Here is a 25,350-nt window from a genome sequence, read left to right as displayed (position 1 = left end):
ACTTTTGTAGAACCACCTCGGCCTCCAGCGCCGGCTGCTCTTCGGGCAGCTAGCAGTAGTTCGACGCAGGCGGACGCGCCTGTAGAGGAGCCGATGTGAATGCACCCCTGAGCAGCCCACTCCAGGATTTCCGTAACTCGGTGTATCACCGTTTCATGGTGGGAGCGCACCGCCGGCTACTGCCGGTCGAAATCACTCAGCAGCGTGCTGATCGGTATCAAGCCTGGGCGCAGCTGGAACGGCCACAGGACCTTGACGCCGATTTAGTGCGGCACTGGGCCGTAGCCGACTTGATGGCGTACCAGGAGGTCGGCGCCAGCAGCAGCCAAGCGGTACTTGATGTCATGCGGGCCAACGCGGCCCGGCACGCCGGCTATCGCGCCTCAATCCAGCAGCTTTCCCCAGGGTTGATCGCGGTGGGCGTTGACGCGCCAACCTACAGCCGCCGCGCGGGGTCCGCCTCAGCTCTGCCGCTGGATCTGGAGCCTGCACAGCCGCCGGCCGACGTGCCAGCGCCGGCCGCGGCTTCAGCCGACGCCGCGGCGACGCCAGGCACGCCGGTGTTGCCTCGGTTGCCTACCATCCAAGAACAGGCAGCCGCCCGCGCCATCGAGCAGACCTACGAGCGCTTGGCCACGATGCCTCCGGACTCGCTCGACGCCTCTGCGGCCGAAGATCTGGTGCGCGCGGATGCAGCCTCGCTGAGCACCATCGACAGTCCAGCGCAACGCTACTTCGCAGCCGTGGCGATGGGCGACAGCGCCAGCAGGCACGACGGCTACCGGATCGCCCTGGACCAGCATGCGCCCGTCGTGGCGCAGGAAGTCGCGGCGGCATTGCGGGAAGAGACCCGCCGCGCGGCCTCCCGCCAGCAGTTGGAACTCGCCAAGAGCGAGTACCTGCTACTTCAGATCGAACAGCGAGGCGAAGGGCTGGAGGCCGCGTCGCCAGCGGCAGTTGCCGAGTCGGCCCGCGCTGATGCACAGGCCGTGCGGCAAATCACCGCGGCCAACGAACGTTCGCTGGCGTTGCTCGCGATGGGGTGGCGAGCTTACGGGCACGACGGCTACCGGGCTGCGCTGCGTGACGCTGCGCCCGACGTCGAGAAGCTTGCCAGCGCTCTGCAGGTCCGGGTCGAGGATGGAGCCTACAGCCTGCCGCGCGACTCGGCTGAAGACGCACTGCTCGATGCGGCTGTCCGCGGTCTAGCGCCGCTGCAGCCCGATGCCAGCCAGTTGTCGCTCCCCATGCTGCAGACCCCCTCACCGCTCGACGTGCAGGCGCAGCGCGAGCGCGACGTGCAAGCCATTGCTGACTTCATGCAGGTCTACCAGAACTACAAGCCTGCAGGCGTGGTTCGAGGTCTGGCCCAAGCACCGGCCGAAGTCCGGCAATTGCTGCGCAACGAAGAGCGAGTGCACGAACTGGCTGCGGAGGTCGACGCGAAGCTTGCCCACCTGCCGCCTGCCCGGCTTGCCAGGACGCGGGCGATCATCGCGACGGAGTTTGGGCACACCGATGCGCAGGCACGGCGAGAAACGGCTGACACGCAGGAGGCAGAGCTCGCTGCCCTTGTCGCCGCGGCCAACAGGCCGGATCCAGCCAAGACGCTGGAACGCGATGCGCAGCTGGCCGCCGACTTCGTGCAGGAGTACCACGCACGCACGCCCGAAGGCATTGCCCGAGGCCTGGAGCGGGCGCCGGCGCCGGTGCGCGCACTTCTGGCCAATGAGCTGCGCATGGCGGAAATCAACGCCGCGGTCAACGCAAAGCTTGCGCATCTCAATCCGGCCTACGTCGCCGACACCAGGGCTGTCATCGCAGCGGCGCTGCAGTACCAAAGCGCGCAGGAGCTGCGCGCTGCGGCCGACAGCCAATGGGCCCAACTAGCCCAGTACAGGCAGGTCCCCTTTCAGAGCAACGCACTGCTGCTGGTGCGGCTGCAGGAGGATCTGAACGGCATGCACCACGGGGATGACGGCTTGACCTTGCAGGCAACCAGCGCAGCAGATCGCAACACGGTGCACTTCAGCATCAACACCGTGGGTTCCCAGAGCGGCGGCATCGCAATCATCGCCAACCCGCGTGAGATGCCTGTACCGGCGGGATGGGGCCAGACCGACGCTTGGTGGCGCCTGCGCAGCCACGGAGAAGGCACCAGAGCCGCACCGCGCAGCCTGCCTCTCGGGCACGCCGTCATCGTGGCTCCGGTAGGAACCGCTGTGCCCGAAGGTGCACGGGTCGTTTTCTACGAGGGCGGCGCGGTAGCCCGGGACAGTGCCATCAAGCAAGTCTTCGAGCAGCAGCGCACGCAGTTGCACGATGCGAGCGCCTGGGGCTGGAGCGACCAGACCCTTGACGATCATGTCCGGTGGCGGCGCGACACCTCTTCGCGCCTGTGGCCGGGCCATGCTGAGCACATTCGCCTGGACGGCTATTCGGGCTCCACCGACCATGTCCTGGAGGACGTGAACTTGGACAGCATGCTGGCCGACATGCGCCAGCGTGGACCGATGTACAGCGATGCCACCGGCGCCGAGCAGCCCTACACCACAGTGATGGAGCAGCGCGTCTCGGATATCCGCGCGAGCGTCAACCGGCTTCTCCGGGAAGAAACACCTCGTGAGGACGCGCAGCTCATCGCCGGGCACTACCGACGCCTCGTGCAGCAGATGGAGTCGCAGCTGAAAACAGCTCGCAGCCTGGACCCTGCTTGGCAGGACGAGGGTTTCTCATTCGATGCCCCCAAAGTCACCACGGGGACGCTGTCAGGCACGCTACAGCCCGCCACCGCGGGCCTGCAGGAGGCGGTGCAGGCTGCAGCCGAACCGGATGCGGACGCGGCCATCTTGGCTTCCTCGCAAGCTGCGCTGCCTGCCGCGGTCGCCACACCAGTGCCATCTACGAACGTCGAAGTTGCAGCGGTGCCAGCGTCCCCCGAGCCGCTGCCGACTGCAGCCGCTGCAGCGCCAGCCGCCACCACAGCCGCAGAGCAGGCATTTGCGCCGACTGCTGATCGGGACCAGTTGGAGCCGGGCGCAGCGCCGCCGTCGGGCGACGCGCTCGTGGCGCAGGCACGGTTGAACCTGCTGCGATCAGCCTATTTGGTACACGACCCGGTGGACTCTTTGCTGGCGGTGGACCGAGATTCCCAGGAATTCGACAAGACCTGTCAGGAGCACCTTGGTTTTGCCTTGCCTCGCGACTGGACTGGCGGCGTGCAAGTCGTGCCTGACAGCATGTATGTCGAACCCGGCTCGAACATGGGCGTTGATCCGGGATTTTTCTCAGTGTCCGTGCCCAGGAGAAGCGGCCCGTTTGCTGTCGTGGCCAGGTTCTCCGACAAGGGCGAAGCTGAAGCGCTGGCGCAGCGGCTGCAATGGATCGCGGAACACTCTGCATTGGATCTGGGCGAGCAAGACCGGGTGCAACTCGTCACGACGGAAGCCGCTGCTTCGGACCCGTCAACGTCGACCGCACCCGTCGATACCGAAGCTGCTTCCGTGATCGCGGCGCAAGCAGTGGGCGAGGAGACCTACCACGTCGAGCAGATCAGGCAGCGGCACGCGGTCCTGCGTGACAGCGGCAACGCTGTTGCAGACCTCGATGCCGCTGATCTCTCAGCCCTCGCGCAAGCGGATGCTGACGCGCTGCGCCAGGTGCGCACACAGGCCAATCTAGTTGCAGTTGTCAATGACATCATGGCTAGCGTCCAGCAGCCTGCCTACATGGAGGCGCTGCGCAGCGCGGACTATCAGGTAGCCAAGGCCGTCGAGTCGATTCGCTTCGATGTGGAGGTGCAGGCAAGGGCACGCCGCCAGGCCGCCCGCCCCAGCGGCATCGAGGGCGTGCTCCAGGAAGTGGGGACCGCTCTCTACGAGGAGCACGAGGGCAGGAGCGGCGTGACGCACTACATGAAGTACAGGGAGGATGACGGTCGGGAGGGAACGGCGTGGGGCCGTGGCCTGCCTGCGGCGCTGATTGGCGCAGGTGCACAGCCAGGCGACCGTATTCGGTACAGCCGCAGGCGGGTACCGCCCGAAGTGCTCTCAGCCAATCAAGACGATCTGCGTGTGGATCTCGCGGAGTTCACCGTGGAGGTGCTGGCCAAAGCCCCGCAGCTGGCCCCTTCGCTCGGTGTCGAGCAGCAGCAGCAAGTGCTTCAACAGGTCGGAGGCGCCAACGAAGCTCCAACGCCTGCCCAGCCTGCTACTGCTCCCGTTGAGCAGCCGCCCGTCACGGCCCTTCAACCAGCTGCTGTCGAGCGGCCACGTGTTCAAGTCGGCACCGATCCCAACGGCTTCATGAACCAGAACGCCCAGCAAGAACGCGACATCGCAGATCGTCGCCAGCTCACCGGCGAAATGGAGGACCTGTTCGCTCAAGGGCACACTGTGCAGACCGTGGTGAACGCCCTGGGCCCGAAGCTCGCCTTCGCCGGCGACCGGCAGGATCAGAGAACCTTCGTCAATCTGGTCCGCGCCACCCTGGGCATCCCTTCGCAGATGACAAGCGAGGGACAGGACGAATTCAAGGCGTGGAAGGCTGAGTACGACAAGCGCCAGGCTTTGTCGGCGACCATCACGCAGCAGGAACAGGCCACTGCCCAGGCGTCGCAGGCCGTGCAGGCCCCCGCTTCTGGCGCAGCGATACCAGCGCCTGCAGCGAGCATGGCAGCCACCCTTGAAGCCGCTCAGGCTGCGATCGCGGCCACGGCCACATCAACGGACGCCCAGCCGCCGGCGACAGCAGTTGCACCGGCCCCTGCAGCAGCGCCAGCACCGCAGACCACCCAGGACCGGATTCACCAGGATCTGCTACGGCGCCTGGCCGGGCGGCGCGCCCGGGACAGCGAGCAAGCACGCGCGGAATCGGGACTCGCCACCTCTACCGCACAAGGCGAGCAGGCGGAAGCAGCCGGTTTCGCTGGGGACGCGCAGCAACCTCAGCAGGTTCTGCCTAGTGCGGCACGGCCGCGCGACGCGAATCCGGCGGCAGGCGCACCGTCCAACCAGCCCACGGCAGCCGGCATCCCTGAGCAACAAGGTCCGCGCATTCGCCCGGCACTCGACAGGACGCTCAACGGCTTCACAAGCGACCCGGCGGATGTTCGCCCCCGGCCGGCGGCGGACATTTGCGCGCTGTTGGACGACATGACGTACACCATCGCGGCGAACAAGAGCGTGTTGTACCTGCTGCACGGTGAACCAGCCTTTTTCGACCATGGCGAGCAGATCTTGATGCACAAGACGCTCGCTCCGGACAACGACGACGCGGTGCTCACGGCCCTGATGATGGCCAAGGAAAAGTGGGGAGGCAGGTTCGAGATCACGGGCACGCCGGAGTTTCAGCAGCGTGCGCTTGCGCTCATGGTCAAGCACAACCTGGAAGTGGAACTCACGAGTCCCCAACAACAGGCCATGCGCCGGCAGATCGCCAGAACGGCCCCGGATCTGGCGCAGAGTGCCGCCAGTACAGACCCCGCGCCACTTGGAGGCCGGCCTGCTGCGCCGGCTTCAACGTCGGCGGCGGCAAACAATCAATCCGTCGAAGCTGCGGCCAGTGCGCAACCTGCTGCCCGATCTGCCCCACCCGCTGCCCAGCCGGCTCCTGTGGCGGCTGCAGCGCCTGCAAGCCAAAGCGCTGGAGCGCAGGCCACTGCGCCAGCTCTTGCGGCGGCTGCTGCGCCAGCGGCGCCCCATGGCGAACACGTGGCAACGCAAACGGCAGAGAGCGCCAGCCCTGCGGCAACTGCGCCAGCGCCCGCCGAAGCCACCACAACCGTGGTGGCTGCAGCCAGCGCCGCACCGGCCGTTGCGCCAGAGGTGCAAGTCGTGGCGGCCACGGCCGAGCTGAACGAGGTGGACGATGGTGCAGCCAATGACAGCGCGGACTGGCAGCCGCTTGCCGCAGACCTCGTTCCAATTGATGCGCACCAATACTGGAACGTGCAACGGGCCGGTGTCGAAGAGTGGTTCGTCGGGCACGAGCGCGAAGCGGAGATGCAGCGGCTGGGTCCACAGCCCGAGCATGGCGAGGTGTTCTGGTTTGATAAGCAAGGCCGGCGTTATGACCCACCCGAGGATGCACAGGAGTACCAAGCGCGGCTTCGGGCCCAGCCGGCGGTGAAGCACACGAGCCCGGCCAAGGTTGTGCTGCGCGGCTACAGGAAGAATGGCGACAAGAACGAGGTTTGCGCGCTGCTGTTCAAAGGGGCCGGGGACTTCTTGCAGGGCTATCTCACGATCGAGGGCAAGCGCCAGCCCGTCATTGCGCACATCGCCCGCAGGGCGCCGGACCCGGATACCGGAGAGGTCCGGGCGAACTACCTTCGCTTGAGTGTCAATGACGGCCATCCCAAACACGCGCAGTGGCGCGAGATCGGATACGGCAATGCGGTCAACCATCGCGGCGATGGCAAACCGGTCTTCTTCGATGAAATGCTGCTCAACGTCGGGCGCGAGAAGATGAAGGTTCGCGTCAATGCGGCGGGTGATGAGTCGCTGCACCGAAGCCTTGGCTTTATCCAGTTGCCCAAGCAACGGGGCAAGGACTCGTCCGTGCATCAACTGGAGAACTCCGCCCCAAAAGCGAAGCCGGCCGCGGGAGAGGAGGTCGCGGCCGGCGCTCCTCGCAAAGGGTCGCGGCGTAATGCTCGCACGCGCGCCGCAGCTTGATCGCGGCGCTGTTTCTGCGCAAAGGCGTCCCAGAGGCGCCTTGCGCTTGTGCTCCTTGTCTGAACTGGCTTTCCTGGAGGACAACGTGATGGTGAACCGCAAGATCGGATCGCGGTTGATCCTGGCCGCAGCAATGGCCGGCGCACTGTGGGCTACACAAGCCTCAGCGGTGACATGCCGCAGCGGGACAGCGGCCGTCCAAGGCGGCCAGGTTGGGTATGGAAACGACACCCGTAAAGCGGACGAAACGGAGCAAAAGGACCGGTCATCGTCGGACATTCTGGGGCGCTGTGTCAGCGGCGTGACCGGCATCCTGACGATCCCGACTTTCCCCTCGCTGTCGGATATCTTCAACGCGGTGAAAGAGCAGGTCTGCCGCATTGCGAGCGCGCAAGTCCACGAGGCAGTTGGTAGCGTGACCGGACAGATCGACGAAGCCCTGCGAGGCGTGAACGACACGGCGCGTCAAATCCCGGGGCAAGGCGGCTCTGTGATCGTCCCGGTGCCTGTGACGCCTCCCGTGGGCATCAATGCAGCTCCGGCTGCAAATTCCTCCAGTAGCCTTTCTGACTACTGGCAGCGCATTTGGCGATGATTTTAATTTCTCTCATCGCACTGAAATACCCAATCTACATGCCCAGCGTTACTGGAGTTCATATGCGCAAATTGATCCATGCGTCCATCCTTCTTTGCTCACTGCTCACGCTCTCTAAGGCCAATGCCTGGCCGCAAACCGTGACTCCCAATGAAGGCGGCATGCCCGCGCTGAAGGTTACTGCTCCCAATGGAGCAGAGAATCTACTAATTGGCAGCATGCACATTCCAGCAGATGGTTTGCGCCAACCCGCAGACTCCGTCATGGATGGCGCTAAGCGTTATGTCGTGGAAAGCGTTCCAGACTCGACCATTGACAAGGTAATTCCGGAAGTGGCTCCAGAAGTCAAAGAAGGTATGGAGGCCATGCGTATAGCAATGATCGGCGGACGGCAACGCGTTCTTATATTCAATAAGGCGGTGAAGGAAGGCCAGGTTCCAGGTATGGCATTTCGCGATGGCGGCACTGTGTTGCGCGCGAACTGGGCAATGTCTTTATCCACAGAGCAAATTCAGCAGTTGTACCGCAATGCTCGTTGTGATTCTAGAATTACTCAAGTCGCTGCCAAACAGGAAACTACGGTGGAAAAAATAGTGGATACAATCCTCCTCACGCGCACTCCGGTCATAGCCAGCAAATTGGCCTCAAGCGTCTGCGCAAGTGAAGGCCTTCTTTCCCGCGATGATCTTTTGTCGCGAGCCGCTACAAAACGGGGATTGCAGCCGCTGCCGCTTGAAACTGTTGAAGAGTTGGAGAAGCAGCGCAGTGGAGTGCCGCAGCATATCTATGAACGCCAACTGCAGCAGGCGTTTCAACCAGTTTACCGACAGGCATTGCAGCAGGCCATTGATTCCCTGAATAGTGGCGACTTCGATGGCGTGTTTGCAGCAACCAACAGCGGCGCAGCAAATAATGCAGACATGGAAATCTTCAATCAATTCATGCTGTCAAACAGAAACCACGCCTGGATGCCAAAATTAATGACGTATTTTGATGCTGGAAATTCGGTGGTCAATGTAGGCGCGTCGCACCTTTCCGGACCGAATGGCTTAATCGTACTCCTGCGAAACAAAGGATACCGCATTGAGCCCGTCTTGGTGCCTGCTGGCAATGGGCGCTGAATCATTGGAACTCAAGAGCCAAATATGTCCGGCGCCGCTGTTGGCGCCGATATAAATACAACCAGGGATCAACATGAAGGTGGATATCAAGTCCAATTCAGGGTGGTCGCTTGTGATGTGGTTCTTCGTGGTTGTGGCATTGGCATACCTGATCGGCCACGCGTTGGTTGACTGGTTGCGCTGGATTGTCTTCTCGCCATTACACGAACAACGGGTATCCCCGCTGGTGCTGCGCCTCATCCTTGGCAGTTTGGTGCTTGCCATCCCGGCCAGCATATTCGCTGCGTGGCAAGAGGTGCGCGGATTCAGGGATTGAGCCGTTGCACCCACTTTTCATATGGTCTTACAGAGCATCCGCGGTCGCGCTGTCTGGTTACTCACCAAGCAAGAGGAGTTAGCACAATGGAAACCTTTGCCAAAATGCCGCCTTCACATAGCCTATTCAGCAGCGAAATTTTCCCATGGAACCTTATTATTGGCATTGGCGTAGGATTATTAGGTGCATTGTGGATTTATTGGAAGGGTGAGGTGCAGCGCAAAAAAGACGCTTTGCTCCAAGCCCGTTTTGTTGCCCAACTTGAGGCCCAGGCGATAGAACGAGCCGCGCGTGTGCAACTTAATGTTCAAGCTGAAGAGCGAAGGCTTGGACGTCCATTGAATTTTCAGGAAATGTTTTATATTCAAGCCGAAGTCACTTTGCCGTCGGTTTCCTTTGCGGAAATTAAAGACAAAACACAGCAGGAGATGGACGGGATCAAAAAATATGAGTAAAAGCACATTGATCGGCGCAGCAATTAATAAAAACAGTCGCACCAATTGAGCTAATTCCTACGGTGTGCCGCTGTAGGACTCGACGGCAGCGGCACCAGTCAGGCACTGTGGGGCACATCGCGTACAAGGGCCAGCGTGTAAGAGTTGTGGAGCCAGTTCATCACTCGCTCTGCGCCTTCCGCGCTTTGACAGCGCACCAGCACGATAACGCCCGGCATGACGACGGCACGGGCCATGGCACGGCCCAGCGTTTTCGAAAGATCGTCGGCGTCCATCACCGTCACGGTAGCCAGGCCCTCGCGGCCAGTCGCATCGACGGTCCGATTGATGGAAGCCTCAACCGCCGGCGCCAACCTGGGCTTTTGCTCGCAGTCGAAAAGCAACAGCGACACGACGAGGGGCACGCTGTGCCCAGTCGCAGTGGATGCCCAATAGGCCGGAACGACTTTGAGCTCTGGCACCGACATGGCGTCTCCTTCGTGTAGCGCCGCGACCGCACGGGCTGCACACACCCGGAAACCAGCGCCGCGGCATGGGCTGGACTCAGCCCCTTCAATTCCGCATCATTGCATTAATACGGAACTTGGGCACCCTTGTGGTGTGCATGTCGAGGTAGATGCGATGACAGTGGCGTTGGACGTGGCTTCTCCCCCTGCGTGTGTGATCCAGGCCGCGGCGGACTACTCGGTGCCCGCACGTGCGCTGCTCGCTTTGAAGCTGGCTCTACTGCCGGATGACGCACCCACGGCGGCCGACCTGGCCAGCGCTGCGTTTCCCGTGAACCCGAGCTGGCGGCAGTATCTGGCCCGGACAACGGGCTTGCGCACCGAAACGGTCAAGAGCGACCTGTGCTGGTCTGCGCGCGCAGCGGCGTACGTGCTGCGCTACGAGATTAACCAGGCCGGTGGCGACTTCTGGACCGGTGTCGGACGCTACCCCTCCAGCACACCACCTGGCGCGCCTGCACCACGCGATGCCGTGGCACCCCTGGTGGACGCCGCATCACGTCGCCACGGCTTCGACCCGCAGCTCATCAACGCCGTCATCGCGGTCGAGTCGCAGTTTGTCCCGAGCGCGGTTTCCCCCAAGGGTGCTCGAGGGTTGATGCAGCTGATGCCCGGCACTGCTGCGCGCTACGGCATCAGCACGACCACGGATCTCTTCACGCCGGCGACCAACATCGACGTGGGCACGCAGCACCTGCGCGGACTGTGGGAGATGTTCGGCGGCAACCTGGAGCTGACCCTGGCGGCCTACAACGCAGGGGAAGGGGCCGTTGCGAAGTACGGCATGCGCATCCCGCCATACCCCGAAACGCAGAACTACGTCCGCAGCGTCCTGACGCTGCACGGGCCCTCTTTTGCACGCCGCGTCTATGACGCATCGCTGCGGTTTTGAGCAAGGGAAACGCCATGCGCACCTACGGCCCTCGTACCGACGACATGGGTTTCGTCTACCTTGCCGCGGCCGCTTTGGTCGGGGGCTTTGTCTGGTTCCTCTGGCACGAGTACCACGAGGTGATCAGCTACTACGCGCTGTTGTGGACCTGGACGCAACTCGGGCTGCTGGACTGGTCGTGGATGCCCGAGGCGGTGCGGACTTGGCGTGCACAGGCAGCGGCGCTGGCGATGAAGCCTGCGCAGCTGTCGCCGCAGCAGTTGCTCGATGTGATGGACACCGCAGGCCGCTTCTTCGTCGTGCTGCCCATTGCGTTGTCCGTGCGCGCCGTGGTGCTGGCCACGCGCCATAGGGCCAACCTCACGCGCAGGCGAATCGACGCCGCCTCCCTGCCCTGGATCATGGCCAGGCACGCGCCAGCCGTCATCCCGGCGCTTTACTACGGCGACAAGGACACCCTGCTGCTCAACACGGACCCGAAGGAGCACCGCAGCTCGCTCAATCCTGAAGAGTGGGTTGCACAGCATGCGTTGCTGGTCGATGGCGTCCTTGACCGCGCCAGGTGCCGCGAGTTGCTGATCGCGGACCTGGGCAAGCCAATCACAGAGCTCAGTGAGATGCAGCCGCACGAGCGCGCTCTGTTCGCGGTTTTCGGCGCACGCCTGCTCTCCAATGGAAGCGACGTGGGTGAAGCGCAGAAGCTGCTGGACAAGCTCAACCGGTCTTGCCACACCGGCACGTTCAACGGTCAGCGTGGCTACCCTGACCTGACCCTGGCGCAGCGCGCGTTCGAGCGCTACGCAAAGCACCCTGACGCGCTCCAGTGGCTGGCCAAGCATCCCTACCCCCGGACGCTGCTGCACAGCATGCACAAGCAAGTGATGCACTCCGGGGCGCTGCCGTCGTCTCACTTCCGCTGGCTCAAGGGCATGGACCGAGGTCTTTGGTACGCCCTCAACACCACAGGCCGCAAGACGCCCTTCATGGAAAGCGCGGCGGTCTTCACCCAAGCACTGTGGGAAGACTTCGCGCACGACCGGGGCTATGCGCTCACCGAACCCTTCGTGGATGACGCCATCGACGGCGTCGAAAAGTACCTCGTCAAGATCGGCCTCATGCGGCCGCGAAAGGACTGACCGTGCCTGTCACCGACACCATCCGACCCTTCGGCCGCTCGCTCTATGTCGAGTTCGGCAGCACCGGCGACTCCGGCGGCGTCAGCACCTTGGCCCTCGACAAGGGCTTGACCCTCAGGAAGAACGGCCTAGAGGTGCACGGCCAGTACCACACCTCAGATGCCGGCTTCGTGATCGAGCGCTTCGCCAGCGAGCAGCTGGCGACCAACGGGCTGCAGCTGCTGCGCGGCGCCGTGCAGCAGTACGCCAGGCGCCAGCGCATCGTGGGCACCCTCAAGTCCGCAGTCCTGTGGGGCGTGGCGCCAGCGGCCGCGGTCGTGACGGCCTTGGCGCTCAACGTCGCCGCGACACGGCAGGCCGGCGTGCTGCCGCCCATGGCCGCGGGGCAGCCGTTGCCCGCGCCCGCCCAGCTCGCGGCCGCACCAGGCCTTCCTGGGACTCCAATGCAGCCGCCCGAAGCGGACGTAGCCAAAGGCATGGAAAACGCCGCGCAGGCCGGCCGCTTCTCGGTGAAGGTTTCAACGGGCTCGGCCGGCAAGCTGTACGTGTTCTCCGATCCCAGCTGCCCTCACTGCCGCGACTTCGAGCGCGAGCTCGACGTGCTTGCGAAGACCTACACCGTCGAAGTGTTCCCGGTCAGCGTCATCGGCGGCACGTCGTCATCGGGCCGCGTTGCGCAGCTGCTGTGCACCGATGCCAAGGCACGTGCTGCGGGATGGAAAAAGCTGGTGGCTGGAGGCACCGTGGAGGGTGCCCCCGCGTGCGAGGAAGGTCCACGCGCGGTGGCTGCCAATGACCAGATCTTTCGCGTGCTGAGCCTGCCCGGCACGCCCGCGATCGTGGCAGCGGACGGCCGAATCATGCCGGAGAACATGCCGCTCAACGCCCAGAGCGTGGACAGCTGGATGCGTGCAGCGCTGCGGCGCTGAGCTTGGCGTCTTCCCGCACGCCAGCCGGCCTTCAAGGCCGCCGGCGCGCTTAGGGCGAGCCCAGTGACGCCCTGCCCTGCCCGAAAAAAGGAGTGAAGCGTGGCCGCCCTTAACCAGCAGCATGAAATTGATCCGGCAAAGCTCACACGCGACACCCGCACCGCAGGACAGCGCTTCGCCTCATCGTTCCTGCGGCCCACGGTCTTCAGGTTCTGGATGGTGGTGTTCGTAGGGTTGCAGCTCTATCTGCCTGCCCTTTGGCCAGCCTGGCTCATCACGGTATGGGCGGCGACCATCTTCTTTCAGGACCAGAAATTCCGCATGCCGCTGCGCATGCCCAAGGACGCCGGCGGGCTCGACCGCACGGACTACACCGAAGAGATGGTCGAGGAATCGCTGTTCTTTGGCCTGATGCGCAGGACCCGGGCATTGAGAAAACTCGCCGTCGCCGGCGGCATCCTGTACCTGGGTTACTTGCGCTCGCCACAGATGCACGAATACGGGCGCGAGCTGTGGCTGACGAACTCGGATGCGCGCACCCATATGTTTCTCGACGGCACCACGGGCAGCGGCAAGACCGTGACGCTGCTCGGGGTGGCCTACAACCCATTGTGCTGGGGTTCTGGCTTTACCTTCGGCGACGGGAAAGCGAGCGTGGCACTTCCCTTCTCCGTGTGGTCGTTGAGCCGTCGTTTCGGCCGCGAAGACGATTTCCTGTGTCTCAACTACCTCACCGGCGGCGAAGACCCCTTCAAGCGCTTCGTCGCCATGGAGGACGGCAACTACACCAGCGGCATTCCTTCACTACCCCAATCCAATGGGACAAACGCATTTTCGGAAGGTGCGGCTGATTTCCTTTTGCAGTTGCTCGCATCGCTCCTGCCGCGGATCACCAGCGGCGACGGCGCCAGCTGGCAGCAAAAAGCGTTGAATATGGTTGACGCCTTGCTGCGCACGCTTTGCTATAAAAGGGCGCGGGGCGAGCTTGACTTGTCGATTGGCGTCATACGCCATTATCTGGCGCTCAACAACTTGGTGCAGTTTTATATTGAAGGCAGGCAAGGCAAGCTGCCGGAGACAGCCTTTCTTCCCTTGAAGGCTTACTTTGAAACTGGATTGCCTGGTTTCAATCCTGCTCTCGCAGAAGACCCGTCCCAATGGGACCCTGAAGTATTCAATCAACACGGCTTCCTCACAGGCCAATTGGCCCGGACACTGTCCATGATGATGGATACCTACGGGCATATTTTTCTGGACAAGTATGGAGAAATTGACCCGCTGGACGTATTGCTGAACAACAGGATATTGACAGTACTGATACCTTCGCTTGAAAAATCCCCTTCAGAAGCAGCGGCAGTGGGTCAACTGCATACAGCCACGCAGCGCCTGATGATGGCCCAAACCCTGGGCTACAAAATGGAGGGCACCAAGAAATCAATTCTTGACCTGCGACCTTCAAACCGGCCTTATCCGTACATCATTATCAACGACGAACTTGCGTACTGGTTTGCGGAAGGACTGGCCGTGATGTTCGCTCAGGCCAGAGAATTGGGTTTCATGATGGTGGCCAGCGTCCAGGATGTGCAAGGCATGAAACGTGCAGCCGCTGGCGACGAAACAGCCTCCGTCATCGCCAACACCAAGATCAAGTGGACACTGGCACTTGAAGACCCTGAAGATACCTTTGATCTGATTCGAAAGGCAGGCGGCGAAGGTTACTACAGCATGCTTTCCGGGCATGAAGCGGTGGTGGGGACTTTCTCCACCAAATTCACCGCGCAGGATTCGGCAAATATTGAAAGGCGTGATCGCATTTCTTTGGGAGAACTCAAGAATCTGAACGCAGGCGAAGGATTGGTAATTTTCAAAAACAGTGTTTTGCCCAGCGCCTCGTTCTACTTACCTGAAGCTGAACTTCAATCCTCTCAACTGCCCGCACGGCTTAACCGCTTCCTGCAGATTGAGCGTCCTGTCTTCAAGCGTCTGCCGAGATCAGCCGCACTGATTCGCGAGGATGCCAGGTTCACAGACCCGATTGCCGCTTACATACGCCGGGCGGAGTCGCCGTACATGCCGAAGCTGAAGGATCCGATCTTGCAGGCGTGCCGCGACGCCGCGGATCATATGAACGATATTCAGCGCTTTGAGGTTTCTCCCGCCGAACGCGGAATTGTTCTTTTCCAGGCGGCCCGCGCTGCATTGCAGCGTTGCGAGGCCGCCGGCAAGACGGGCAACATGCATGAAGCCAATTACGACGACCCCCCGAAGGACGAAACTCCCGAGGACGACGGAGAAACTGAAGACGCATATGCTGAATGACCAAAACCGCATCGCCGTCAGATCCTGACGCAAAGGAGCAACCATGGGAATGCACTTACTGGTGAGCGGAGCCAGGACACGACCTGGCGATGAAGGTTTTGATGAATTGGTGGCTACAGCATACGCAGCCAAGGAATGGCCGTTGTGTCTGTGTCAAGACTCGGGCGTGCCAATGTATATAGCGGCTGTCGGTCACCGCCACGTCGTCAAGCGCATGCCCAATACGGGCAATCTGCATTCTCCAGAATGTTCGTCATTTGATCCGCCGGCGGAACTCTCAGGGTTAGGCGAGGTTGCTGGCACAGCGATTATTGAGGACACTGAAACCGGATCGGTGGCACTGAAGCTGGACTTCAGCCTCTCCAAGCTGGCGGGCCGCGCCATGCCTGTGGCATCTGGCCGAGAATCCGATACGGTAAAGAGCGATGGCACGAAGTTGACGCTACGCGGCCTTCTGCATTATCTCTGGGAAGAAGCTGGCCTGAATTCATGGTCGCCTGCCATGGAGGGCAAGCGCAGTTGGTACGTGGTGCGTCGCGAATTGCTGGCCGCAGCGGCTGCTAAATCCGTCAAAGGGCACGCGCTTGCGGGGAAGCTTTTCATTCCTGAACAATTTGCGGTAGAGCGAAAGCAGGAAATAGAGCGCAAGCAGGCCGAGGCCTTTGCCCCGCTGTATGCCGTTGGAAAGCGCCAGGAACTGATGGTGCTCGTTGGCGAAGTAAAGGCCGTTAATACTGCGCGGTACGGCTTCAAGGTCGTCATCAAGCATTTGCCGTATCTGGCGTTCAATCTGGACGAGCAGATCGGACGGCGCATGGAAAAGCGATTCAAGAACGAGTTGGCGCTGTGGAATGCCGATCCCAGTACCCACCTGATGATTGTTGCTACTTTCGGAGTTGGGCCCGCGGGGATGATGGCCATCAACGAGATGTCGTTTCTGCTGGCCAACTCATCGTGGCTACCGGTCGATGACCTGTACGACCAGCAGCTGCTCAGCAGCCTGGCGGGTGATGGCCGGCGCTTTCGCCGTTGCCTACGCTACAACTTGGCGTCAGACCGGCCCGTCGCGGTCGCTGTTGTCACGGACACACGGCCACGGCCGGTGGCCATATACGTCGTCGTCCCGGGCGTAGGCGGTGACTACGTGGCAGCGCTGCAGGACATGCTGGACCACAGTGAATTTCCGGCCTGGATCTGGCATGCAGGCCTCGAAGCGTGTCCTGCGTTGCCGGCGTTGAATGACTTCACGCCGATGAGGCTGAACGTCGCGCTGCTGGCCGATAGCGGCGACGGCGAGGCTACGGCAGAACCGGCAGATGCAGATCAAGGCTGACCGGTTGGGTCAGCGCTTTCATCAAGGCTGCGGAAGTACGCTTCCAACGCCTCGTCGATGATGTCTGATTCCGTGACCCGGCGCCCTTCCGCGATGGTGCGCCGATAGGCCTCACCTTTGATCCGAGCTTCGAAGGCAACCCGCAGCCGGATCGTTTTGTTCTCCCGCGCGCTGGCCTTCTCGCCCTCCAAGGCCGTGGCGGTGGAGGAATGAGAGCTGGAAAGTTGCGCGCTCGGCTCTTGGGACGTCGACTCGGGAGGCGGTACGGCAGGGGTGCGTGATTTGGACATGGCCAGGTCCGCTGCCACTGGAAGACGTCACGCCCGCCGCAGCAGCGAACTGCACAAAAGAATTGCGCAATTCTCGCCCACGTCCGTTGCTACCGGCCTACTGGCTGGCCGCAGGATAGGCACTTGGTGCCTCGGCGCACGTCCTGGAGGTCGGCGCAGGCCTGGGTAGAGCCCCCGCCAGCGGTCCAGTCGGTCGACGTGGTGAGCCACTATCCGTGGCGCTGGCGCCGTGCGCGGCCTTCACGCACCTGGGATAGAACTGGGCGAGAAGCTGTGCCCCGGCCGACAAGCGCAGCCGAGCGCCAAGGCAAGGAGCATTTCCTGTGAGCGCAGCCATAAGCCGCAGGACCACAGCGGAGGAAAACCCGGGCAACGTTGCCCAGCCAGTTCAAAGGATCGCGACCATCTGCTTGGCCAGCAACAAGCGCTTGCGCAACCACTGAACCTGCCAGCGCGCGTTGCGCATTGCGTAAGCAGGATACCCGGGGTTGCCATCGCTTCTTGAGCGCAGGTCATCGACGTGTTCCTGCGAGAACCCCAAGGCGTACAGCGCAGCGTCATCGCCGTTCTTCAGGCACAGATCCGCGGTGCACAGAAGGCGCACGACGCCCTCGGCATGTTCGAGCTCTTTGCCGAGTCGGGCGACATCATCTGGGGCCGACGCCGCTGCGGGCGAACGTACTTTCATGCTGCTGCCGCACCTTCTCTGTCGGTCGCCAGCCGAACGGCTTGTAGGAGGACTTACGGCGACCATGGGTCTAACAGCTGAGGTCACGGGCATGCGGTCACTCCCTGCGCTGATTGGCCTCGAAAGGCACCCGCCCACGCAATGGCGCTACATCAAGGAGCCAAAAAGCACTCCACCAGTGCCCTCACAATATCCGATGAGGCAACACGAACCTGTGAACCGAAACGAACTTTTACGCCGCCTTGAGGAGTTTCCACACGTAAGTTCACGCGATACGGGTAGAACCACCGTCTAGACTGGAAATAACGTCTGGAAATATCGCATCACGGGCAAGTGGCTAGCGGTAGATCTGCTTCTTGGTTCGCGCAACCCCTTGTATCGGCGTATGGGGCTGCAATTGCGTGCTGTGTCAGTTGCACAGGGGAGGTTCTTGCATGACTCCGATTCGAGTGCTGGTAGCTGACGACCATCCGCCAATCACACGAAGCCTTCAGCAAGACCTCAAGCTTTTTGGCATTGATCAAGTCGATGCGATTGCTGATGGCACACAAGTTATCAGCAGGTACGTAACATCGAAGCCAACCGTATTGGTATTGGATCTTAGAATTGGCGCAATCAGAGGTTTGGATGTAGCGCGCGAGATATTGACATATGATTCCTCGGCACGGATTGTTTTCTATTCTCAATTTGATCAACCCCATATTGTGCGCGAGGCATACCGGCTTGGCGGCAAAGCGTTCTTACCAAAAAGTGCACCACTGGAATGCGTCGCAGAGGCTATCAAAACCGCTCACGACGGAAATACGTACCTACATCCTGAAGTAGCCAAGCAAATTGCACTTTTGACGGTACGAGGCGAAGAGTCACCAGCGGAAAAACTGAATGACCGGGAGTTAACTGTTTTCAGGTTGATGGCCAAAGGCTTGACCAACGAGGAGATTGCTGGCGATTTGAGTTTGCATCCAAAGACCATTGGAATGATCACCAAGTCGATTAAGGAATCTTTAGGCGTGCAGCGTGCCGCCGACATTACCCGGCTTGCGTTGAAGTATGAATTGATTGAATAGCAGGCCCGTCACTTTGCTTGTACCGACCGTGAGCGAACGATGCTTACAGACAAAGACACACCAGCCCTTCAAAGGCTGGAACTGAGATGATGATCTTTAGGCTTGGCCGCCGCGACTTAAAAATATCTAGATTTAATGTTGGCATCATTATCGGCATCTTGTGGCTGACTATATCTGTTGGTGTGGCTCTCCTTGCCTACTTGGCACGCCATTCCATTTCACAGGCCAGTGCGCGCCTTAATGACCAAGCAACTTCTTATGCTCACCTGATTGCTGAGCACGACAGGTTCGGATTCAAAATGGCCGACGTCATATTGCGCGACTTGGCTGACCATCTCACTCCAGGCGACTTTCTCCAGCCAATCACTTTTGAAAGAAAAGCGTATATCCTGAAGTTGCTTCGGGACCACCGCGACCGTCTGCCAGGCATTGCGTCATTCACCTTGATCAATGAACAGGGGATAAGAATTGTTGGGGTGGTTGGGCAAGATGGTACTGATCTCAGCGATCGCGAATATTTCAAGGCAAACCGGGACGGCCAAGATCTGTTCATTAGCAATGTCGAAGACGGTCGCGCCAGCGGGAAGCATGGCATTCATGTATCACGGCGCTATGCCGCTCCTGACGGCACCTTTTGCGGTGTCGTACAACTGAATCTTTCTGCCGAAAATATATTCTTCTCCTACTACCGCACTCTGAATTTTGGCCCAAACTCTTCGAGTACGCTGCGCGACCCCCAACGCGTCCTTATAAGTTTCCCGAGATATACGTTGTCTGACGGCCGCATTCAAGGTCGTGACGATGTTGGAGCTCAGATCATGGCAGGATTGGATAACGGCGTAATCAAGGCCATTGATCCAAACGATGGCGTGGAGAAAGTGACCGCTTTTGAGCGCCTGGATGGAACCAACTTCTACGCAACGGTTTCCCTAGCGACGGAACCCGTTATGTCAGATGCCACGGCGCTGGCCTGGGGTGCCCTGCTGGCTGCAGGCGCATGCATTATTGGGGCAGTAGGCGCCTCAACTGCAATTATGCGGACCCACGCACTGGCTACGGCCAGGGAGTCTGCAGAAAAGATTCATCGCGAACGGCAGACGCTGATCCACCAACTCCAAAGCGTCGCGGAAGAAGAACGGCGCAGCATCTCGCATGAAATCCATGACGTGTTGAACGCAATTGCCATTCGCGTACGCAACGACGCCCAGGGCATCATCAAGCTAGCAGCATCAAACAAACCCGACCCAACATTGATTGAAATCGCCGAGCGGGCTTCATCAATCAGTGAGCACACAAATGATCTTTATACCCAAGGGCGGGCCTTGGTCAAAAGGTTGCGCCCTGAAATACTTGATGTACTTGGACTGGACCAAGCTGTCGACGAAATGGTCCGCGGTTATGGCATTGCCCATCAGGGCTTCCATTTTTCCTTTCAAGCAGCAGGCGACATGTCGAAGCTTGAAAGCGGCGTTTCGATAGCAGCATATAGACTTGTACAAGAGGCGTTATCCAATGTCATTAAGCACTCCGGCGCTACCGCTGTAAACGTATCTCTGAAGCATTATTCCGAAAAAGCAATGCTTGAGATAGTCATTGAAGATAACGGGAGAGGCTACGACAGCAGCATGCCTTCTCCCGGTATTGGTCTGATTGGAATGAGGGAACGTGTGGCCGCATTCCAGGGAAAGCTAGATATCAGAACTGGAGTTAATGCGGGCACCAGGGTTTCCGCGACAATTCCCCTCCAATACGGCAGCATTCCTGAATGAACGTCGCACTGGCACGTGGCAGGAAGTGAGCTTTGCACACACTTCAGCACCGGCGTGGCCGGGCTCAGATCGAGGTATCCGTTAGCTCTTCAGTGGCTCCTATATGCCGAAAACGAAGTGGCTCAATTACGGCGGAAACCGCGTGGCTTCATGACGCCGAAAACGCCGTGGCGTCTATACGGCGGAAAGTGACACCGAACGCTCACGGCGCTGGCGCGCCCGTCAACAGGTGGCGGCAGCGTCCCCCACCGACGTTACCGAAAACGACGCCGCCAGCACCGTGACGCACTAGGGTTGCTTGGCAGCCCAGGTTGACGGGACGGCCTCCGCCGCCATGGTGCCGGCCGTTGCGGTGCCGCTCCAGTGGTGCTGCAGCTACTGTCGGCAGCCACTCACGCCCTATGTGCGTCTGAGATTCCTGCGCCGCCCACGGGGCCGCGAGCGCCCTTCCTGAGCACAGACACCGGCCCTTGGCGACTTCACCTCGCCGACCACGTGCGGGCGCGCACTGTCATGTGCTGGCCAGCCGGTATCGATGGCGACCAAAAAGTGCGTCGTGACCGCCAAACCGCGCTTTTAGACCGCCGTCAACAGGTGCGATGGGTTGGAGCAGACCGGCATTGAGGCGCTGCGGCGCCTGTTCAAGATCGCCAAGGGACACTCAACATTCCTAAGGGGCTACTATAGATTCAATAGCAACTACCGCATCAACATCCTTAAGCAGGGATGAAGTCTTTTCGCGACTTCGCATTTTATATTGAACGATTAGTTTTATTTTTTCCAAGTTGCCTTTTCGAAACAACAGATGACTGGTCTGTAGCTGTTTTTCGGCCCTATTCAAAGTCCCAATAAACGCTTGCCCGCGCTGCGAATAGGCGGCGAGCTCCTTTTGCGATTTGCCCTCAAGCTCTGTAGCAGACCATGAGTTTAGCTCCGGAATAACTGATTTACTTATCACATTTGAGTATTTTATAAAATCCTCTGTCAAAAGCCTTATACCATCAATGGTGGCGACTGTCTTTAGGGCTCCTTTGCTTCCGTAAGTGTAATTGATGGAATTTGATGGCAATGCAACTTCTATACGAACAGCTCCATCCAGCTTCGCGCACTCCTTAATATGTCTCCAGAGAGTTGTGTGCTGTAGTAATAATGCATTTACCATCAGCACTTTATACTCAAATTTTGCGCATGATGAAATAAGGCTATTTGCGCGATCTAAGAGAGCTTGCTTCTGAGCAAGAATAGCTTCTACGGATTTTCTGGTTGCGGCTGCCGTTTCTGTTTTTGCAGCTGCCGCCTCCAGCTCTTCCCATTTGACACCAAAATGGTTGCTGCCGCAGTTGTGACCACAGTTCGTTTCTCTGCCATCCCGAAGACGAACAATATAGCCGCGTCGATGAGGTTGGTCGCAGTTATTCAAACCACAGCAGATCCAGGCCATTCTTGGCTCGGGCAGAAGATACTTTCCAACAATTTTCTCAAGATCTTCCGCGGCAGCGACTAATGCTGTGTGAAACAGGGGGCGAGACTGGAACTCCTGAACGGAGTTGAACTGAAGAACTTCGTCGTCGTGCTGCACTTAAGCCTCACTGATCAATTAAAAAAACCGCATGCGGCCCGTTTTTTTGCGGCAGCGCTTTTCTTTCACAAGCAGGGCCATGACGCAAGGCCTGTACCGGCCTTTGTAGCGAGTTGCGCAAAGTTCAGCTGTCATCCAGGACCAGCAGACCAGCAATCTTCATTAGGCGACTGCTTTTGCAGATCGAGCTTGATTGGCTGCCAGAAGTCGCTTCAGCACCTCATCATCGCTGAGCGAGCCTGGGGCTTCGGTCCAACCATACGCTACGGCAACTGCTTTATCCAAGGCTGCGTGCGCTTGCGTCAACCAAGCGGGCGGCTTGTTGTACAGGTTCGTCAGTGTGCGTTTCTTCACGTCTCCTTCAAAACCTGCCTTAGACACAATTCGATGTGGGTAGGGGGAAACCTTCATGCCAATTGGCTTCACTTCGGCCTGCTGCTCTGTCCATTCTGGCGGATTCAACCATGCTTCACGCAAAGTAATCAGACGCTGTGCAGCATTGGCAATAGCCACGGCATGTTTTCGCACGCTAGTATCTAAATCAGCAGGAATGACCGCACCAGAGGCCAAAATCTCCGTGCGCTGGTGTGACGTGTTCTGTGGGGTCAATCCCTCAGGAAACGGGAATGTCCGAAATGTCGTGCTAGACGTGTACCTTGGTCGATCTTCTAAGCTAGTACCCTGCCGCAGAGCCCAAATTTCATGGAATCGCGACTGCAGCACTCCAAAAGTAGCATCATCTTGGCGAGCCACCACGACAAGATTTTTGTCAGCCGCAACGGACGTTGGCAGCCAGACAAACACCCGATGCTTTGAAACTTCTGGCGTCGCAATATAGCGCGAAAGAGATTGTACCGCCGTCTTTTGATCAGCCCCAGAACGCTTGAACTGCCAATAGAATTCCCTAGTTCTCTTTTCGGCATTGCTTGCACGCTCTGGCCGAACATTTGTATTCACCCATTCGAACGGCGCAGCGTACCGTGCGGCATCCTCCTCAGACATATCGCCAAAGTCGATGATCCACATATCAGGCCAGCGACCGACAACGGCTTGACCGTTGGCCCAAGGCTTCAGCACATCTGCATTGCGAACACCTACTGCTGGTTCGCGCAACCACCGTCGCGCCGTATCACCTGGCACATCAAAATTGCCGCCTTTGGTTGGCCCCTGAAATGCCGCCCCCAGGTTTTCATCAAGCACTTCAGCTGACGACAACGAGTTAGCTGCTACGTCACAAGCCGCCAATTCCGGCGCAATATAAGTCACCACTTGACCATCTAATATTGCTGGCTGAGTGCTATACCCGAAGCAAGTTAAGGAGACCCGTACTGCTGCTCCGTTGTTCACCCAGGGTTCATCACCCCAAGCTTCGAAGATTCGAGTCGCCGCGCAGATGCGGTCCAGCACTTCACGGTTGCGACCGCCGCGGATTGAATTCGTTGAAACCAGCCCCGCGCGCTGGAGCGTGCCGACTTCGATCTGTGCTTTTGCCTTCTCAAACCAGTAGCACACTAGATCTGCCCCTCCCGGCACGCGTCCGTCGTAGAGGCCGCGTAGGCGCTCGGTGTAATCCACGCCCAACTCGCCACGCATTTTCTTGTCGCCCACAAATGGCGGATTGCCCACGACTGCATCAGCCGCTGGCCAGATAGCCTCGGTGCCGTCTGCGTTCATCACCGCATCGCGGCACTCGATGTGGTCCAGGGACTGCAGCACCGGGTCAAGGCGGAAGCTGTAGCCGTGCTGGATGCGCCACTGCAGTTCACCGATCCACACCGTTACCCGCGCGAGTTCGGCGGCGTACTCGTTGAGCTCAATGCCGAGCATGTTGTGCGGCCCGGTCAGGTCGTACTGGCGTTGCAGGCCCAACTGCTCCGCTTCCAGATTCGCCTGATGTTCCACATCCTTGAGCGTTTTCAAGCCCAGGTACAGGAAGTTCCCGCTGCCGCACGCCGGATCGAGCACGCGGAAGTCGCGCAGCCGGTTCAGGAAACCAAGGAATGTGTCCTGCGCATCGCGCTCGGCTTCGTTCGCCCGCGAGCGCACGCGCGCGAATTTGTCCCGCAGCGTCTTGGTGGTGCTAGGGATCTTCTGGGCCTCGTCGCGCAGCTCGTCGCGCTTGACTAGGAGTCCCGCAATCTTGTCCTTCGCAGTCTCCCACTCCTGCAGCAGCGGCCGCCGCACGACAGGCTCGATGAGGCGTTCGATGGTGGCGGGGTCGGTGTAGTGGGCGCCCAGCTGGGCGCGCTTGCTGGGGTCTAGCCCGCGCTCGAACAGCGTGCCAAAGATGGCGGGGTCGATAGCGCTCCAGTTGAGGGCACTGGCGGTACGCAACGCGGCCACGTCCTCAGCGGTCAGGGGAGGCACGTCGACCGTGGCGAACAGTCCGCCGTTAAACCAGGGCACGTCGTTGACCCCGAACAGCCCTCCGTCGCGCATCGCGTTGAACAGTTGCGCGAGTTGTGCGCGTAGCCGCTCGGGCGCCACAGTGATGCCTACCAAGCGCTCAAAGAGCCGGTCCGGCAAAAGACCGACGTCTTCCGCGAAAAACGAGAACACGCACTGCGTCAGGAAATGGCTGACCTGCGCTGGCGGCGCGCCAGCGGCACGCATGCGCGCCGCGGTGTCGGCAAACGTGTGCGCGGCCTCTTCCGTGATCTGCCGGTTGGTACGCGCTGGCCTGAAACGCTCTGGGTCAGTGAATACCCAGCGCAGGCGCTGGCGTTGCGCTGCATCCGCCAGGTCCTCCAGCGTGAAGACATGGCAGTCGCTGGGGGTGCCCGTGAAATGCGTGTGGACCTCGATGCGCAGTCGGTCACTGACCACAAGCAGCGGTGGGCTCTCCAGCGGCAGCGCGTACTGCATGAGCTGGCGCAGCGCCGCGTCGAGCTTTGCGCCAGGCGCTTTGTACTCCCATGCAAACGTGCCGCGCTTCCAGACGTCAGCCCAGCCGCGGCCGGCGCCAGTTTTCGTCAAGCCACGCTCGAAGCAGTAGCTGTCGCGATCGTCCGGCTCTGGCAGAGCGAGCAACCGGCACAGGTCAATGAAGTGCTTCTGCGCGCCGGCACGCTCGGAGAGCGTGTACGAACGCCCGCCCGGTCCCCATTTTTTTATGAAAGCGCGCGCATCGCTCGCTGCAGAGTCAACCCTTGCGTCCATCTCCCTCACCCACTCTCGTCATGCTGGGGGCGAATCGTAGAGGACAAAAACGTCGATACCGTGGGAGCTGCAGCGCGTTTCGGGCTGGCCCTGCACGACGCCGGGTCACCATCCAGGCGCAACGGCGCCTCAATTCCCGGCAGGCAACAAAATCCTTTGCAATTTAACCACTTGCCGCCGGCGATAAGCACTTGCGCCACGGCGTTTTCAGCATTACGGATGCCAAGACGACGATTACCAGGACTCTGAGGGAAGGTACCCCGCACCTACTGCACACCCTGCCTGACTCGCACCGCCGCCAGGGACATCCGTCACCGAAAGCGCGGGGGCAGCCCCGACGTGGCCAGACATCCTGGATGCGCTTGAGGCGATAGCTTGATTCGGAGCAGGCTCGCGCGAACTATCAACGCGGTACCGGAGCGGACACCGGCGACGTAAGCCGCAATGCAAAACGCCCCTTAGCGGGGCGTCTGCTTGAAATAGGGCGGCCTACCCGAAGGTAGGCCGTTGGGGGGGGGG

Annotated in this window: 17 protein-coding genes; 12 read left to right on the top strand and 5 right to left on the bottom strand. The window is 60.3% G+C overall.

Going from position 1 to position 25,350, the window contains the following annotated elements; translation table 11 throughout:
* The first annotated feature begins 95 nt into the window (after positions 1-95).
* The 5 genes from ALA01S_RS11905 to ALA01S_RS32895 all read left to right on the top strand — a co-directional run bounded on the left by ALA01S_RS11905 (position 96) and on the right by ALA01S_RS32895 (position 9,164).
* On the top strand, positions 96-6,677 hold the full coding sequence (locus ALA01S_RS11905; protein WP_157118950.1) for an LPD7 domain-containing protein: 6,582 nt from the start codon (positions 96-98) through the stop codon (positions 6,675-6,677).
* Positions 6,678-6,765: 88 nt separating this feature from the next.
* Entirely contained in the window at positions 6,766-7,272 is a 507-nt protein-coding gene (locus ALA01S_RS32900) for a hypothetical protein (protein WP_157118949.1), read from the top strand.
* Entirely contained in the window at positions 7,269-8,393 is a 1,125-nt protein-coding gene (locus tag ALA01S_RS31730) for a TraB/GumN family protein (protein WP_157118948.1), read from the top strand. Before ALA01S_RS32900 ends, ALA01S_RS31730 begins: the two co-directional genes overlap by 4 nt.
* A gap of 73 nt (positions 8,394-8,466) precedes the next feature.
* On the top strand, positions 8,467-8,709 hold the full coding sequence (locus ALA01S_RS11900; RefSeq protein ID WP_066336460.1) for a hypothetical protein: 243 nt from the start codon (positions 8,467-8,469) through the stop codon (positions 8,707-8,709).
* 86 nt (positions 8,710-8,795) lie between these two features.
* Positions 8,796-9,164, top strand: coding sequence for a hypothetical protein (locus ALA01S_RS32895; protein ID WP_157118947.1), 369 nt, complete (start codon positions 8,796-8,798; stop codon positions 9,162-9,164).
* A gap of 98 nt (positions 9,165-9,262) precedes the next feature.
* Here the strand turns inward: ALA01S_RS32895 and ALA01S_RS11895 are convergent, their stop codons facing one another.
* Positions 9,263-9,631: a hypothetical protein gene (locus ALA01S_RS11895; RefSeq protein ID WP_066336457.1), complete on the bottom strand. Its 369-nt coding sequence runs from the start codon at positions 9,629-9,631 to the stop codon at positions 9,263-9,265.
* 172 nt (positions 9,632-9,803) lie between these two features.
* Between ALA01S_RS11895 and ALA01S_RS11890 the strand changes: the two genes are divergently transcribed.
* The 5 genes from ALA01S_RS11890 (at position 9,804) to ALA01S_RS31725 (ending at position 16,279) form a co-directional block, all read left to right on the top strand.
* Entirely contained in the window at positions 9,804-10,562 is a 759-nt protein-coding gene (locus ALA01S_RS11890; protein WP_238455775.1) for a lytic transglycosylase domain-containing protein, read from the top strand.
* 14 nt (positions 10,563-10,576) lie between these two features.
* The gene (locus ALA01S_RS11885; RefSeq protein ID WP_066336454.1) at positions 10,577-11,698 is read left to right on the top strand and encodes a secretion/conjugation apparatus DotM-related subunit; all 1,122 of its coding nucleotides are present in this window, start codon (positions 10,577-10,579) and stop codon (positions 11,696-11,698) included.
* A 2-nt stretch (positions 11,699-11,700) separates the two neighbouring features.
* Entirely contained in the window at positions 11,701-12,627 is a 927-nt protein-coding gene (locus tag ALA01S_RS11880; RefSeq protein WP_066336451.1) for a DsbC family protein, read from the top strand.
* 99 nt (positions 12,628-12,726) lie between these two features.
* Positions 12,727-14,946 carry a hypothetical protein gene (locus ALA01S_RS11875; RefSeq protein WP_066336448.1) on the top strand — a complete coding sequence of 740 codons (2,220 nt, stop codon included), beginning with the start codon at positions 12,727-12,729 and terminating at the stop codon, positions 14,944-14,946.
* A 43-nt stretch (positions 14,947-14,989) separates the two neighbouring features.
* Positions 14,990-16,279: a DUF1173 domain-containing protein gene (locus ALA01S_RS31725; RefSeq protein ID WP_084267467.1), complete on the top strand. Its 1,290-nt coding sequence runs from the start codon at positions 14,990-14,992 to the stop codon at positions 16,277-16,279.
* Here ALA01S_RS31725 and ALA01S_RS11865 read toward each other — a convergent pair.
* A complete protein-coding gene (locus tag ALA01S_RS11865) occupies positions 16,270-16,569 on the bottom strand; it encodes a hypothetical protein (protein WP_157118946.1) in 300 nt (99 codons plus the stop codon). The genes ALA01S_RS31725 and ALA01S_RS11865 overlap by 10 nt on opposite strands.
* A gap of 388 nt (positions 16,570-16,957) precedes the next feature.
* Positions 16,958-17,257, bottom strand: a complete 300-nt coding sequence (locus ALA01S_RS11860; RefSeq protein ID WP_157118945.1) for a hypothetical protein — start codon at positions 17,255-17,257, stop codon at positions 16,958-16,960.
* 434 nt (positions 17,258-17,691) lie between these two features.
* On the opposite strand from ALA01S_RS11860, the gene ALA01S_RS31720 reads away from it, so the two are divergent.
* Positions 17,692-18,324 (top strand): response regulator, encoded by a 633-nt coding sequence (locus ALA01S_RS31720; protein WP_084267466.1) that lies wholly within the window; start codon positions 17,692-17,694, stop codon positions 18,322-18,324.
* 86 nt (positions 18,325-18,410) lie between these two features.
* A complete protein-coding gene (locus tag ALA01S_RS31715) occupies positions 18,411-20,093 on the top strand; it encodes an ATP-binding protein (protein WP_084267465.1) in 1,683 nt (560 codons plus the stop codon).
* Positions 20,094-20,763: 670 nt separating this feature from the next.
* Here the strand turns inward: ALA01S_RS31715 and ALA01S_RS32890 are convergent.
* A complete protein-coding gene (locus ALA01S_RS32890; RefSeq protein WP_157118944.1) occupies positions 20,764-21,672 on the bottom strand; it encodes a hypothetical protein in 909 nt (302 codons plus the stop codon).
* A gap of 162 nt (positions 21,673-21,834) precedes the next feature.
* Positions 21,835-24,831, bottom strand: a complete 2,997-nt coding sequence (locus ALA01S_RS34715; protein ID WP_084267464.1) for a class I SAM-dependent DNA methyltransferase — start codon at positions 24,829-24,831, stop codon at positions 21,835-21,837.
* Between the last annotated feature and the right edge of the window lie 519 nt (positions 24,832-25,350).

The sequence above is a fragment of the Azohydromonas lata NBRC 102462 genome, assembly GCF_001571085.1.
GTDB lineage: Bacteria > Pseudomonadota > Gammaproteobacteria > Burkholderiales > Burkholderiaceae_C > Azohydromonas > Azohydromonas lata.
This window is presented reverse-complemented; position numbering and strand designations above follow the sequence as displayed.